Below are 12,884 nucleotides of genomic sequence, written 5' to 3'. Positions count from 1 at the left end.
GACGCTGCGACCTTCCGGGTCCTGGCCCGCCGGGACCGGCTCGCGGACGTGCTGGCCGGGGCCGAGGCCGCGGCCGCGGCCGGGCTGGTGCCGGTGAAGATCAACGCGGTGCTGATCCGCGGGGTCAACGACCACGAGGCCCCGGAGCTGCTGGGGTGGGCGCTGGGCCGTGGTTTCGCCCTGCGCTTCATCGAGCAGATGCCGCTGGACGCCGATCACGGCTGGTCCCGGGCGGGCATGGTCACCGCCGCGCAGATCCGGGCCCGGCTGGCCACCCGGTTCCGGCTCACCCCGCACCCGGGGCCGCGCCACGGTGCCCCGGCCCAGCTGTGGGACGTGCACCCCCTGCCCGCCCCCGGGGCCACCGGAGGAGTCTCCGCCGTCGCCTCCGACGGGGCCACCGGGGCTTCTGTGGCCGCCACCGGGGCCACCGGTGGTGGGGTGCCCGGGGCCGGGGGCGCGCCGCTGGGCACGGTGGGGGTGATCGCCTCGGTGACGGAGCCCTTCTGCGCCGACTGCCGGCGGACCCGGATCACCGCCGAGGGCAGGGTGCGCTCGTGCTTGTTCTCGCACGAGGAGGTCGAGCTGCTGCCGCTGCTGCGGGCCGGGGCCACCGACGACCAGCTCGCCCAGCGGTGGCGGGCGGCGATGTGGGCCAAACCCGCCGCCCACGGGATGGACCAGGTGGGTCTGGACTCCCCCGGCTACGTCCAGCCGGAGCGCTCGATGAGCGCGATCGGAGGCTGAGCGGCGTGCTCGTGCGCTACTTCGCCGCCGCGCGCGCGGCGGCCGGGACCGAGGCCGAGGACCTCGACTTCCCGGGGGACCCTGTCCCGCCGGGAAGGCCCAGGGCTGAGCGGCCCGTGTCGCCGGCGGCCTCGAGGTGCTACCGGCCCGGGACGCGCGCGACCGGCAGGAGCCAGCGTGCCAGGACGAGCGCTCCCGGCAGGGCGGAGATCAGGGCGAGCAGCCCGTAGCCGATCGAGATCGCGAAGCCGGTCCCGGCGGGCAGACCGTGGGCCATCGCGGCCAGGGTGGTGATCCCCTCGCGCGGGCCCCAGCCGCCCACCCCGACGGGGACGGACATCCCCGCCAGGCCCAGCACGGTGGTCCCCCACAGGTTCGTCAGGGTCTCCTGCGGGGCGGTGCGCACGGCGGCCAGCAGGAACAGGCCCTGGTAGCAGGCCCAGGCGAGCACGGACAGCGCCCACACCCCGGCCCGGTCCCGCACCGGGGCGCCGCTCGTCGAGCGCCAGGCGACGGCCCCCACGGCGAGCGCCCCGAGGCAGAGGGCCGCGGCGAGCCAGCCACCGACCGCCAGGGCAGGGACGATCCCCGCCGCGAGGAGCACGGACGTCCCGGCCAGCCGCTCGCCCAGCACGGAGCCGCCGGCCCCGGGCCAGGTGTCGCCGCGCCGGCGGCGGCGCAGCACCCGCACCGCGTCCCCGGTCACGCCCCCGGGCAGCAGCAGGTTGACGAGCCCGGACGCCCAGCACTCGCCCAGGGCCTCCCAGAAGCCGATCGGCGTGCCACGGCTGCGGGCCACGAGCCGCCAGCGCTGGGCCTGGGCCCCGGTGGCCACGAGCCCGGCACCCAGCGCGAGCACCACGGTGGCGGGGGTGAGGATCCCGACGGCGCTGCGCACCGCGTCCGTGCCCAGCACGCGGAACAGCATGGCGAGGAGCACCAGCCCTGTCGCCGCCTGCCCGGCGGCGAGCAGCGCGCGGAGAACGGGCCGCCGCCGGCTGAGGGCGGGCGGGGTCTCGGCGGGCATGGGCGCAGTCTAGCCACCGCCCGCCGCCGCCCCGATTGACGCGGCGGGCAGGGCCCGCCCAGGATGAAGACCCCCGACGCGGAAGGCGACCGCATGCCCCTGGCCCGTTCCACCGGCTCTCGTCCCTCGGCGCGCCGGGACGGACTCCTGGCGTTCGTGGCCCTGGGAGGAGCACTCGCGGTGCTCCTCCTCCTGGCGGACGTGGCGCTGCCCGTGCTGATGGCCTCCGGGCTGCTGGGACTTGCCGTGCTCGGCGCGGTGGTGCGCAGCACCGTGCGCCGCCGCGGGGAGCCGTACGGCCCCGCCGACCGGGTCACCGTGGGCCGTTCCGTGCTCGTCGCGCTGGTCGCCGCGCTCCTGCCCGTGGGCCTGGCCCCCCTGCTGGCACAGGACGCAGCCCGGCCCGTCGACGCCTGGTGCTGGGCCGTGTTCGCCGTCGGGCTGCCCGCCTGGCTGCTCGACGGGATCGACGGGTGGGTGGCGCGCCGCACCGGCAGCGCCACGCGCGCCGGGGCACGGTTCGACCAGGAGGTCGACGCCGTGCTGCTGCTCTTGCTGTCGGTGGCCGTCGCCTCCCGGATCGGTCTGCCGGAGGCGTGGTGGGTGGTGGTGATCGGCGCCCTGCGCTATCTCTTCCTGCTGGGCCTGCGGGTGCGTCCCCCGTGGCGCCGCGAGCTGCCCCCCTCCTCGTACCGGCGGGTGGTGGCGGGGATCCAGGGCGGGGTCCTGCTCGGCGCGCTGGTCCCCCTGATCCCGGTGGCACTGGCTGTCACCGCCACCGTCGTCGCGCTGGCCCTGCTGCTGGTGTCCTTCGGCCGGGACGTCCGGTGGCTGGAACGCAACGCCCGCGGCCTCAGCTGACGGGCGGGAGGCCGAGCACGTCCGCGTGCCCCACCGTGGCCCGCAGCCGGCCACGGGCGCAGTCCACCTGACGGGTCCGCAGCCAGGCGTGGGCCTCGGCCGTGAGGTCCGGGCGGTGCTCCACGGCGGTGTCCGCGCGGTCGGCGAGAAACCGCTCGAGGAGGGGCCGGGCCCACGCCTGGTCGGAGATCCACCAGGGGGTGGGCGTCACGTCCACGACCATGCCGCGCTCCTGGAGGGCCTCCGCGGTCAGCCGCACGGCGTCGGTGCCGGCCAGCTCGCCGCGGTGCTGGTGGTCCTCGAAGGCCCCCAGCACCGAGGGGTCCAGGTGGTGGGGCGGGTCGAACAGGACCTCGCCGTCGACGGTCAGGGCGAGGAGCGCCGGGACGGCTTCCTCGGACAGCACGCGGGCCAGCTCCCGGAGCTGCTCCCGGGTCAGCAGATCGAGCAGGGCCGAGCACGTCACGAGCCGTCGGGCTGCCGGGTGCTCCGAGAGCACCCGGCCGAGCTCCTCGACCCCGGCGAGGACGGGCACGACGTCGCCCCCCTCCTCCCGGGCGGCGGCCACGGCGTGGTCGAGCAGCTCGCGGTCGTGGTCGAGCAGGATCCAGCGCTGGGGGCCGGGGAGGTGCCGGGCGAGCCAGGCCCGGTTCGCCCCCGTCCCGGCGCCGAGGTCCACGACGACGACGGGCTCGGTCTCCGCGGCGCCGGAGCCCCCGTCCGGCGCCAGCTCCTCCCAGTGCCGGACGAGACGGGTGATCAGCGGCAGGGAGTCCTCGCGGGCCGCGGCGTCGGCGGGCTCACGCAGGGCCAGCCAGTCACCGGCGACGGGCCGGTCGGGGGTGGAGTGGTTCGTCATGACGGTCTCCTGGTTCGTTCGGTGTCGTGATCGTGGTCGGTGTCGTGGTCGTGGTCGGCGTTCTGCTCGAGGGGGTCCGGCGGGTCGAGGTGCGGGGCGATCGCCGCGAGGACGTCGCGGGCGGTCTCCTCCCAGACGCGCAGGCGCTCGCGGCGGACCAGCGCCGCGGCCCGCCACTGCGCGCGCAGGGCGGGATCGGTCAGCCAGTCGCGCAGCACCTCCGTCCAGGCGGACGGGACGGCGGGGTCGAGGGCGGCACCGGCCCGGGTGCCGGCGTCGACCGGAGTGCCGGCACCGTCCTCGTCCCGGTGCCCCGGGGTGCCGTCGAGGGCCTCGACCGCGCCGGTGCCGGCCGCGACCAGCGCGGGCACGCCGTGGGCGAGCGCCTCGGTGACGACCATGCCGTAGGTCTCGGTCGTGGAGGGCAGCAGCAGCAGGTCCGTGCGCGCCCACTGCCGGGCCAGCGCGGCGCCCCCGAGGGGACCGGGGCAGCGCACGCGCCCCGTTCCGGGGAGTTCGCGGACGGCCGCGCGCAGCTCGCCGACGTACTCGGGGGCGCCCTCTGGGCCCACGAGGTCGAGGGTCCAGCCGATGCCGGCCAGCGGCGCGAGGGCCTCCAGCAGGAGGCGCTGGTTCTTGCGCGGGGTCAGGGACGCCAGGCAGGTCAGCCGCGGTGGGCACGATCCGACGGCCACGGGCCCGCGCTCGGCGCCCGGCTCGGCCACGGCGGCGTCCGCGGTGCCGTAGCGGCGGAAGAGGTCGCGGGCCGCCCAGGTGCTGGGCGTCAGCACGCCGGTGGCGGCGGCGAGGGCGGCGGCCTCCTGCCGGGCGAGCTCCGTGGCGGCCGTGAGGTCCGGTCCGGTGTCAGCAGGCAGGGGAAGGTGCACGAGCAGGTGCACGGGCACGCCGGAGCGCACGGCGTCGTCGACGGCCTCCGGGGCCGCGCACCCCACGAGGCCGTCGAGGACGACCACCCGCCCGGGTGCCGGTGCGCCGAGTGCTCGCCGCAGCCGCGCCCGGGCGGCGCCGTCCGGAGCAGGCCAGTCCCCGGCCACCGGCACGAGGCGGGCCGGGCGTCCCAGGGCGCCCAGTGCCGCCACCAGCCGGCGGTCGTAGAGCGAGCCACCGGTGGGCCGTCCGCCGTCGTCGGGCACCACCACGTCGAGGCCCGCGCGCATGGTGCTCACCGGGCGGGGGCGGGCCCGCCGCGCTCGCTCAGCACGGGCAGCTCGAGGGTGTAGGAGGCCCAGGCGTCGGGGGTCTCCCGGAGGGTCACGGTCAGCCGCTCGAGCCCCTCGACGAACGCCGCGCCCGCCGCGAGCCGCTCGGCGACGTACTGGGCGAGGACCTCCGTGGTGGACAGCCGGCCCGCGAAGTCCGGGTGCTCGTCGAGATTGCGGTAGCGCAGCCCGTCGAGGACGCCCGCGAGCAGGTCGTTGGCCACGCCGATGTCCATGACCACCCCGTGCTCGTCGAGGACCGGACGGGACCAGGTGGTCTCCACGTCGTACGTGGCCCCGTGCAGGTTCTGGGCGGGACCGAAGAAGGGGTCCGGCAGGCTGTGGGCGATCATCATGTGGTCCCGGACGGTCAGGGTGAACACGAGGCTCCTCGGGTCGGGGACGGTCAGTCGTAGTGCACCACATGGCACAGCACGTCCGGGGCTCCTGCGGCGAGCTGCGCCATGGTGGCGGGCAGCTCCTCGAAGGAGGAGGTCCCGGAAAGCAGGGCGTCGAAGCGGGAGTCCCGCAGGGCGTCCAGCGCGGTGGCGAGCCGGTCGGCGGTCGTGCGGCGGGCCCGGCGTGCGGGGGCGACGGCGCCCACCTGGCTGGCGCGGATCTGCAGCCTGCGGGCGTGGAAGTCGGCGCCGAGCGGAACGGCGGGGTCCTCGTCGCCGTACCAGGACAGCTCGATCAGCTCGCCCTCGTCGCCGAGCAGCTCCAGCCCCCGCGCCAGGCCGGCTGCGGTGGCGGAGGCGTGCAGGACGACGTCGCACTCCCCCGCGGCGTCCTCCGGCAGCACGTGCTCCACGCCGAGCCGGGCCGCGAGCTCCCGGCGGGACGGCTGCGGATCCACGAGCTGCAGCCGGGTGAGCGGGAAGCGGGCCAGCAGCGCGGCCGCGCACGCGCCGATCATCCCCGCGCCGACCACGGCCACGCGGTCCCCGAAGCGGGGCGCGGCCTCCCACAGGGCGTTGACGGCCGTCTCCACCGGCCCGGCGAGCACCGCGCGGTCGGAGGGCACGTCGTCGGGCACGGGGGTCACGGCGGAGGCCGGGAGCACGTAGCGGTCCTGGTGGGGGTGCAGGCTGAACACGCGCCGGCCCACCAGTGCCTCCGGCCCCCGCTCCACCACGCCCACGGAGAGGTAGCCGTACTTCACCGGGCCCGGGAAGTCCCCCTCCTGGAACGGGGCGCGCATGCGCTCGTGCACGCGCGCCGGGACGAGCCCGTGGTGGACGAGCGACTCGGTGCCGCGGCTGATCCCGGAGCGCAGCGCCCGCACCAGGACGTCCTCCGCGCCCGGGACGGGCAGCCCCGCGGTGCGCAGCTCTCCCCGGCCGGGCTCCGCGGTCCAGTAGGCGCGGCAGGTGCGGGTCTCCTCCGGGGCGGCAGCGCTGTCGGTCATGGTCCCATTGTGTCCTGACGACGGCGCCGCGCCACCGGGTGACCGCCGCGGACCCGCATGACCTCCACGAGCCGGGCTGACCACGGAACCGCGCGGTCAGCCGGGCTCTCGCTGATGACCTGGCCCGGGTCGGCCGGGCGGCCCGTGGTCAGCCGGCGGGGAGCGGACGTCACCGGGCTCCTCGTGCAGGTCGGCGAGCGCCCGGCGCAGTGCGGCATAGCGCCGTGCCCCGAGCGTGCGCCGCCACTGCTCCTCCACCTCGGCGACCACACCGGCCGCCACCGCCTGGGCGGCCCTGCCGCGCTCGGCGATGGTCACGAGCCGCGCCCGGGCGTCGGCGGGGTCGGGACGCCGCTCCACGTACCCCTCCTCCTCCATGGCCTGCACGAGCAGGCTGGCCGTCTGCTTGGTGACGCGGGCCTGCTCCGCCAGCTGCACCGTGCGGGTGCCCTCGGGGCCGATCCGCTGGAAGACCCGCGCCTGGGCGTAGGAGAGGTCCGCGAAGCCGGCGGCGTGCAGGGCCTCCAGCACCCGGACCTCCATGTCCCGGTACGGGTAGTACAGCAGCAGCCCGGTGTTCGTCCCCGTGTCCTCGTGCATGTCCACCCCTTGACACCGTGGCGTCCTCCGCTGGAAAATCTAGTCAGTAAACTTGACCACTAGGGGAGGTTACCATGGACCGCAACGCCATCTGGGACGCCGTCCACCGGGAGCGGTCCGCGCTGGCGGACCTGCTCGAGACGCTCAGCCCCGAGGACTGGGACCACTCCACCCTGTGCCCGGGGTGGGCGGTGCGGGACGTCGCGGCCCATGTCATCTCCTCGCCCCAGTTCGGTCTGACCGATCTCGCCCGGGCCCTGTGGCAGGGCCGGGGGGACTACAACCGCGCCGTGTACCTGGACGCCCGGGCCCGCGGCCGCCGGCCGGTCGCGTCGATCGTCGCGGACTACCGCCGTCTGGACGGGTCGCGGCGCCATCCCCCGGGCACGGGTGTCCGGGATCCGCTCCTCGACGTCCTGGTCCACACCCAGGACATCGCCCTGCCCCTGGGCCGGCACCACGCCATGCCCCCGGAGGCTGCCCGCACGGCCGCCGAGCGCGTGTGGTCCGTGCCGTTCCCGTTCTGGGCTCGCCGGAGACTGCGCGGGGTGACGCTCACCGCGACCGACATCGACTGGCACGCCGGCGGCGGACCGGAGGTCCGGGGCACCGTCGAGGCGTTGCTGCTGCTCCTGACCGGCCGCACCGCCGCCCTCGACCGGCTCGAGGGGCCCGGTCTGGAGCTCGTGGGACCGGGGGCGGGAGCCGCTCGCGGCTCTTGACACCCCGCCGCGACGGCGGGGACGCTGGTGGAGGCGGCGTCCGCCGTCACCTCCCCCGGCCCCGAGGTGACCCATGGTCCAGCGCATCCTCTTCCTGCACGGCGCCGGTCCCCAGCCCGGACCCGGCGACAACCCGGTGCTCGAGGCCGTGCGGCGGCAGTGGCCCGACGCCGACCTCGTCGCCCCGGACCTCCCGAGCCCGGAGGACCCCGACCCGGAGCAGTGGCAGGAGGCGATCGGCCGGGCCGTCCGCGCCATCCCGGACGAGCCCTGGGTGATCGTGGGCCACTCCCTCGGCGGGTCCGAGGCCCTGCGCTTCCTCTGCCACCGGATCCCCACTCTGCTGCAGCGCGTCGTGACCGTGGGTGCTCCGTGCTGGTGCCCGGAGCACCCGGACGGGGACGAGCGGAGCTTCGCCCTGCCCGCCACCGTGGGCCGGAAGCTCGCGGACCTCGAGATCGTCGTGGTCCACGCCGAGGACGACGACGTCGTGCCCCCCGCCCACGCGCACTGCCTCACCGAGCGGCTTCCCTCGGCCCAGATCGTGCTGCTCCCGGCCGGCGGCCACCTGCCGACGTCCTGGACGGACCGAGGCCTCATTACGTGAGGAGAACCCGCACGGATCGGCGGAACGGCCGCCGTACGAGAGCATGGGGCTCATGAGCCGACCACACCCGCAGTACCGCAGGACCGCCCGCACCCTGGGAGCCACCGCGCTCCTCCTGGGACTCTCCGTCCCGGCTCCCGCGGCGGCGCTCCCCGCTGCCCCGGGCGGCGAGGTCGCCACGACCGCACCGGTCGCCGTCCCCGCCTCCTGCAGCCCGGCCGCCGGGCCGCTGCCCGTCGCTGACGGACCCGCGGGCCGGGACGACCAGCGCGCCCTGACCGCCGCCCTGGACGAGCTGGGCGGGGCGGTGGGCGCCGAGATCGGGCTGCTGGTGCAGGACACGGACGGCCGCACGGTCTTCGCCCACCACCCCGAGGTGTCCGGCATGGAGGCCAGTCTCTCGAAGGTCCCTCTGGCCCTCACCACCATGCGCCTCGCCGCCGAGCGGGACGGCCGGCTGACGGAGCAGCAGCGCGCGCTGATCCACGACAGCGTCCACGAGAGCGGCAACGAGTCCACCACCTCCCTCTACGGCGCCCTCGGACCCACGGTCGCCGCCATGGAGGGCGAGCTCAACGAGACCTACGACCTCATGGGTGTGGGCTGGACGCGGTCCTCGGGCGGCTGGGGCCACAACCTGACCACGGCCTCCGACCAGCTGGCCGTGCTGAGCACGGTCGTCCACGGGGCGGACTGGCTGCCCGAGGAGGACCTCGCCTGGTTGCGGAAGCAGATGCGGCCCAGCCACCCGTCCCAGACGTGGGGCGTGGGGGCTGAGCGCGCGGACAGGGCCGGAACGGCGGACTCCCTCGTGAAGAACGGGTGGTTGCCCGACGCCGGTGGCCAGTGGGACACCCACAGCGTGGGGCGGACGGTGACGGGCGGGACGGCCCACCACATCGCGGTGCTGGGCTCCGGATACCCCACCGCGGCGTGCGGCCAGGACGTGGCCACCGCCGTGGTCGACCTGTACCTCGCGCTCGGGCCCGCCTGAGCTCGCACGGCCGCGCACGGTGGCCCCCCTGCCCGGATCCACCTGGTGCGGCCCGTGCGAGGGGACCCCGCCCGACGTCGGCTCAGGACCGGCCGGGCAGGACGTTCAGGGTGTGCCGGAAGAGGTTCTCGGGATCGTAGCGGTCCTTGAGGACGGCCAGCCGCTGGTGCTTCTCCCGCCCGTAGGCGAGTCGGACCGCCTCCGGTGGATCGCCCCCGAGCTCGGAGTCCGGACCCATGAGGCCGACGTACTCGCCGTGCTCGGCGAAGGGCTGCATCTCGTCGCGCACGGCCCGGACGAAGGCGGCGAGGTGCTCGTCGTCGGCGGGATCGTTCCGGACGCCGTGGACCGTCAGCCAGTACCGCGCGGACCGGTTGGGGAAGGCGGTGGCCTCCTCGGGCACCCTGCCGAAGGCGCCCTCGAGGTGGTGGACGTCGATGCCGGTGCCCCGGCGGGTGATCCCGGAGGCCAGCCCGACGAGGACGTCGACGACCTCGTCGTCCAGCCGGGAGAAGGGCACATTCCGCCAGTGGCCGCGGGAGCCCTTGGGGAAGAGACCGTCCCGCGTCCCCTGCCACACGAGCCAGGGCGTCGGGCCCATCTCCTCGGCGTCGGGCGGAGCGTCCTCCCGCAGGCCGTCGACGACGTCCAGGCCGGCCGCGTGGTCCTCGGAGGCCCAGCTGAACCCCACGGTCAGCACCGGTTCGTCGCCCATCCCGGCCCCCTGGTGCGGGATCGCGAACGTGAGGATCGAATTCATCTCGTCCGGCAGACCGTGGGACCACTCGGCGAAGGCGGTCAGGGCGCGCTGCCAGTGCGGCCTGCGGTAGTGGAGGTTCCCGGCGAGCACCGTGGACGGCAGCCGGCGGGCCCTGAAGGTGACGGAGGAGACCACCCCGAGGTTTCCTCCGCCGCCGCGCAGCCCCCAGAACAGCCCGGCGTTCTCCTCCTCGCTGACGTGCAGGTGGTCCCCGGCGGCGGTCACGATGTCGGCGGAGTCCAGGTTGTCGAGGGTCAGCCCGTTGCTGCGGGTCAGCCAGCCCATGCCCCCGCACAGGGTCAGCCCCACCACGCCGGCCGCGCCGACGAGGCCGCCGGGAACGGCGAGGCCGTGCCGGGCCGTGACACGGTCGAGAGCGGCGAGAGTGGTGCCGGGGTCGACGCTCACGAGCTGGTTCGCGGGATCGACGACGACGCCCCGCAGCCGCCCGAGGTCCAGCACCAGGCCGCCATCGACCGTGCCGTGGCCCGCGACACCGTGCCCGCCGCCCCGCACCGCCAGCGGCAACCGCGTGCGCTGCGCCGTGGCCAGGGTCAGGTCGATGTCATCGAGGTCCCCGGCCCGCACGACGGCCCGGGGACGGGCGTCGATGAGGCCGTTCCAGACGCGGCGGGCCCGGTCGTAGTCGGGATCCCCCGGCTCGACCAGCCCCCCGCTGAGACGGTCCCGGAGTCCCTGGAGCGCCCTGGCCGTCCCGTTGCCCGGCGCACCGTGGTCGGTGGTGCTCATGGCTCCCGCTCCTGCGCGAAAAAATCGTCGGCCCGGGGGCAAATTCTAGTCCGTGCGCTCCGGACTCGGCAGATGCCCTCGTCACGCCTGCATAACTCCGCACAAGACCTCAGGGACGGACCGTCCCGTCCGATCCGGCGGTCGGCGCAGGTTCGGCGTCCGGAGCGGCCCCGGCTGCGGCAGCGCCCTTCGCGGGGCCGTCCGGGCCGACGGCCCCGGCCGGGTCGGTGGCGGGCTTGGACGCCGCCTTGGGCGCGGGGCGACGCGGCTCGTCGTCCTTGTCGTCGGGGATGCCGTCCCCGTCGGTGTCGTCGTCCAGTTCGTTGCGCAGGCCGTCGCCGTCCATGTCCGGGTCGACGTCATTGCGGATCCCGTCCCCGTCGATGTCGTCGTCCAGCTCGTTGGGAGTGCCGTCGTTGTCGATGTCCGGATCCTCGACGTCGAGGGTTCCGTCCCGGTCGGAGTCCCGCACCGCGTCCGGAACGACCACGGGAGCGACTCCCGGCTCGAGCTCGGGCTGCCCCGGCTGGACCACCACCGGATCAGGCCTCACCGGCTCGACCACCACCGGATCAGGCCTCACCGGCTCGACCACCACCGGATCAGGCCTCACCGGCTCGACCACCACCGGATCAGGCCTCACCGGCTCGACCACCACCGGATCAGGCCTCACCGGCTCGACCACCACCGGATCAGGCCTCACCGGCTCGACCACCACCGGATCAGGCTTCACCGGGGTCGTCGGAGGCCGTACGTCCTCGACCTGCTGCACCGGTTGCCCGGTGGTTCCGGTCTTCTCGGTCTCGGCCTTCTTCGCGGCGTCGGCCTGCTTCTTCTTCTCCTCTGCCTTCTTCGCCGCCTCAGCCTTCTTGGCGGTCTCCGACTTCTCGGCGGCCTTCGCCTGCTTCTTCGCCGCGTCCGCCTTCTTCACCGCTTCTGCCTTCTTCGCGGCCTCTGCCTTCTTCACCGCTTCTGCCTTCTTCGCGACCTCTGCCTTCTTCTCCTCTGCCTTCTTCGCGGCCGGGTCCTCGACCGTGTCCGGGACGGGGACCTCGAGGGAGTACTTGCTGCGGGAGGCGGGGATGACGCGCATGCCGTCGACCCAGTCGAAGGACTGCGGGTCGACCGCCTGACCGTCCACCCAGGTCTCGAAGTGCAGGTGCGGGCCGGTGACCCGGATGCCGGTGGCCCCGACCGTGCCGAGCTGCTCGGAGGCGGCCAGCCGGTCACCGGTCCGAACCCGGACGTCCTCGAGGTGGTTGTAGGTGGTCCTGATCCCGTCCGCGTGGGTGACCTCCACCCGGTTGCCGCCCCAGACGTCCCAGAACACTGCCGTCACCACGCCGTCGAGGGCTGCGACGACCGGCAGGCCCGCCGCGGCCGAGACGTCCGTCCCGTTGTGGAACTCCCGCCCGCCGCGGTCGGGGGCGATCCGCCAGCCGAACTGGCCACCGTGCAGGACGGCACCGGGCCGGGCCGGGGCGATGATCGTGTTGACGGGCAGCTCGCCCTGGTACAGCTTCGGCGCCTGCCGTCCCGGGCGCACCGTGGACGCCGTCTCGCGACCGCCGTCACCGCGCCCCGCCCCTTCCCGCCAGGAGCCCTTGCCGGCGCCGCCGTCGCGCACGGGCGAGGCAGCGCGGTCGTCCCGCAGCGGTCCGGCCGGAGGGGTGGTCTGCTCCTGTCCGGCCGCGAGCAGGCTCCACCCGTCGCCCGGCCCCTCGGCGGAGGTGGCCGGAGCACCGAAGGCCGAAGTCCCCCGCTCGCCGACGGCGCCCGGTGCGATGCCCGTGCTGACGGCCACGCTCACGGCCACGAGGGCCGAGAACGCCGTGAGGGCGGTCACCGGCGAGGAGGCGCGGTGACGCAGATCGGTGCGGGCAGGACGGCGAGAGGAGTCGCGGGGCATGACGGTGTTTCCCCCAGGAAGTCGCGACGAGCGACGAGAAGATCGTGCAGGAGTTCGAAGTGCTGGTACCCAGCGTGATCAGCCTAAGGGAGCTGCAGGGGCGGACCGAGAGATCCGCCGTCCCCTCATCGGCGCCTTGTCATACGACGACTCAATGATTTTACAAGTTTCAGGGTGTTTCCTCGAGCTGGGCGATGCGTCCCTGAAGCGTCACGATGATCGCCACCTGTTCCTCCAGGTCGGGATCAGGTGGAGGTCAGGGTCAGGGTCAGGCGTTTCGTCGCCAAGCCGCGCCAGCTGCTCCTCCAGGTCCTGGACCCGGCCGCGCGGCGACTGCAGGTCGAGCTCGAACTGCTGCCGCTCGGCGATCGCGCCGTCCGCCTCCGGATCCTCTCAGGCCAGGCGGCAGGTCGTGCTCCG

The 12,884-nt window shown here is 75.2% G+C and carries 12 protein-coding genes and 1 pseudogene; 5 read left to right on the top strand and 8 right to left on the bottom strand.

Features of this window, described 5'->3' with window-relative positions; genetic code table 11:
• Positions 1 to 747, top strand: a pseudogene (locus ACFYE1_RS13565) (GTP 3',8-cyclase MoaA); the annotation flags it as partial.
• Positions 748 to 886: 139 nt separating this feature from the next.
• Here ACFYE1_RS13565 and ACFYE1_RS13560 read toward each other — a convergent pair.
• Positions 887 to 1,774 carry a lysylphosphatidylglycerol synthase domain-containing protein gene (locus ACFYE1_RS13560; RefSeq protein ID WP_387743740.1) on the bottom strand — a complete coding sequence of 296 codons (888 nt, stop codon included), beginning with the start codon at positions 1,772 to 1,774 and terminating at the stop codon, positions 887 to 889.
• A 93-nt stretch (positions 1,775 to 1,867) separates the two neighbouring features.
• Between ACFYE1_RS13560 and ACFYE1_RS13555 the strand changes: the two genes are divergently transcribed.
• Positions 1,868 to 2,635 (top strand): CDP-alcohol phosphatidyltransferase family protein, encoded by a 768-nt coding sequence (locus ACFYE1_RS13555; protein ID WP_387743737.1) that lies wholly within the window; start codon positions 1,868 to 1,870, stop codon positions 2,633 to 2,635.
• Here the strand turns inward: ACFYE1_RS13555 and ACFYE1_RS13550 are convergent.
• The 5 genes from ACFYE1_RS13550 to ACFYE1_RS13530 form a co-directional block, all read right to left on the bottom strand.
• Positions 2,628 to 3,494 carry a class I SAM-dependent methyltransferase gene (locus ACFYE1_RS13550; protein ID WP_387743734.1) on the bottom strand — a complete coding sequence of 289 codons (867 nt, stop codon included), beginning with the start codon at positions 3,492 to 3,494 and terminating at the stop codon, positions 2,628 to 2,630. The genes ACFYE1_RS13555 and ACFYE1_RS13550 overlap by 8 nt on opposite strands.
• The gene (locus ACFYE1_RS13545) at positions 3,491 to 4,672 is read right to left on the bottom strand and encodes a glycosyltransferase family 4 protein (protein ID WP_387743731.1); all 1,182 of its coding nucleotides are present in this window, start codon (positions 4,670 to 4,672) and stop codon (positions 3,491 to 3,493) included. The genes ACFYE1_RS13550 and ACFYE1_RS13545 overlap by 4 nt, the downstream gene beginning before the upstream one ends.
• A gap of 5 nt (positions 4,673 to 4,677) precedes the next feature.
• Positions 4,678 to 5,097 (bottom strand): 6-pyruvoyl trahydropterin synthase family protein, encoded by a 420-nt coding sequence (locus tag ACFYE1_RS13540; protein ID WP_368822913.1) that lies wholly within the window; start codon positions 5,095 to 5,097, stop codon positions 4,678 to 4,680.
• A 23-nt stretch (positions 5,098 to 5,120) separates the two neighbouring features.
• A complete protein-coding gene (locus tag ACFYE1_RS13535; RefSeq protein ID WP_387743728.1) occupies positions 5,121 to 6,122 on the bottom strand; it encodes a zinc-dependent alcohol dehydrogenase in 1,002 nt (333 codons plus the stop codon).
• 96 nt (positions 6,123 to 6,218) lie between these two features.
• A complete protein-coding gene (locus ACFYE1_RS13530; protein ID WP_387743725.1) occupies positions 6,219 to 6,722 on the bottom strand; it encodes a MarR family winged helix-turn-helix transcriptional regulator in 504 nt (167 codons plus the stop codon).
• Between the two features lie 74 nt (positions 6,723 to 6,796).
• On the opposite strand from ACFYE1_RS13530, the gene ACFYE1_RS13525 reads away from it, so the two are divergent.
• The 3 genes from ACFYE1_RS13525 to ACFYE1_RS13515 all read left to right on the top strand — a co-directional run bounded on the left by ACFYE1_RS13525 (position 6,797) and on the right by ACFYE1_RS13515 (position 9,045).
• Positions 6,797 to 7,444, top strand: coding sequence for a maleylpyruvate isomerase family mycothiol-dependent enzyme (locus ACFYE1_RS13525; RefSeq protein ID WP_387743723.1), 648 nt, complete (start codon positions 6,797 to 6,799; stop codon positions 7,442 to 7,444).
• A gap of 73 nt (positions 7,445 to 7,517) precedes the next feature.
• A complete protein-coding gene (locus ACFYE1_RS13520) occupies positions 7,518 to 8,051 on the top strand; it encodes an alpha/beta fold hydrolase (RefSeq protein WP_387743720.1) in 534 nt (177 codons plus the stop codon).
• Positions 8,052 to 8,103: 52 nt separating this feature from the next.
• The gene (locus tag ACFYE1_RS13515) at positions 8,104 to 9,045 is read left to right on the top strand and encodes a hypothetical protein (RefSeq protein WP_387743717.1); all 942 of its coding nucleotides are present in this window, start codon (positions 8,104 to 8,106) and stop codon (positions 9,043 to 9,045) included.
• Between the two features lie 82 nt (positions 9,046 to 9,127).
• On the opposite strand, the gene ACFYE1_RS13510 is transcribed toward ACFYE1_RS13515, so the two are convergent.
• Together ACFYE1_RS13510 and ACFYE1_RS13505 are read right to left on the bottom strand one after the other, a co-directional pair.
• Complete coding sequence (locus ACFYE1_RS13510; RefSeq protein WP_387743714.1) at positions 9,128 to 10,555, bottom strand: FAD-binding oxidoreductase; 1,428 nt, start codon at positions 10,553 to 10,555, stop codon at positions 9,128 to 9,130.
• Between the two features lie 109 nt (positions 10,556 to 10,664).
• Positions 10,665 to 12,464 carry a M23 family metallopeptidase gene (locus ACFYE1_RS13505; protein ID WP_387743711.1) on the bottom strand — a complete coding sequence of 600 codons (1,800 nt, stop codon included), beginning with the start codon at positions 12,462 to 12,464 and terminating at the stop codon, positions 10,665 to 10,667.
• Between the last annotated feature and the right edge of the window lie 420 nt (positions 12,465 to 12,884).

The sequence above is a fragment of the Kocuria nitroreducens genome, from assembly GCF_042879195.1.
GTDB classification, from domain to species: domain Bacteria; phylum Actinomycetota; class Actinomycetes; order Actinomycetales; family Micrococcaceae; genus Kocuria; species Kocuria nitroreducens.
The sequence above is the reverse complement of the archived record's forward strand: the minus strand, read 5'-3'. Positions and strand labels throughout refer to the sequence as shown.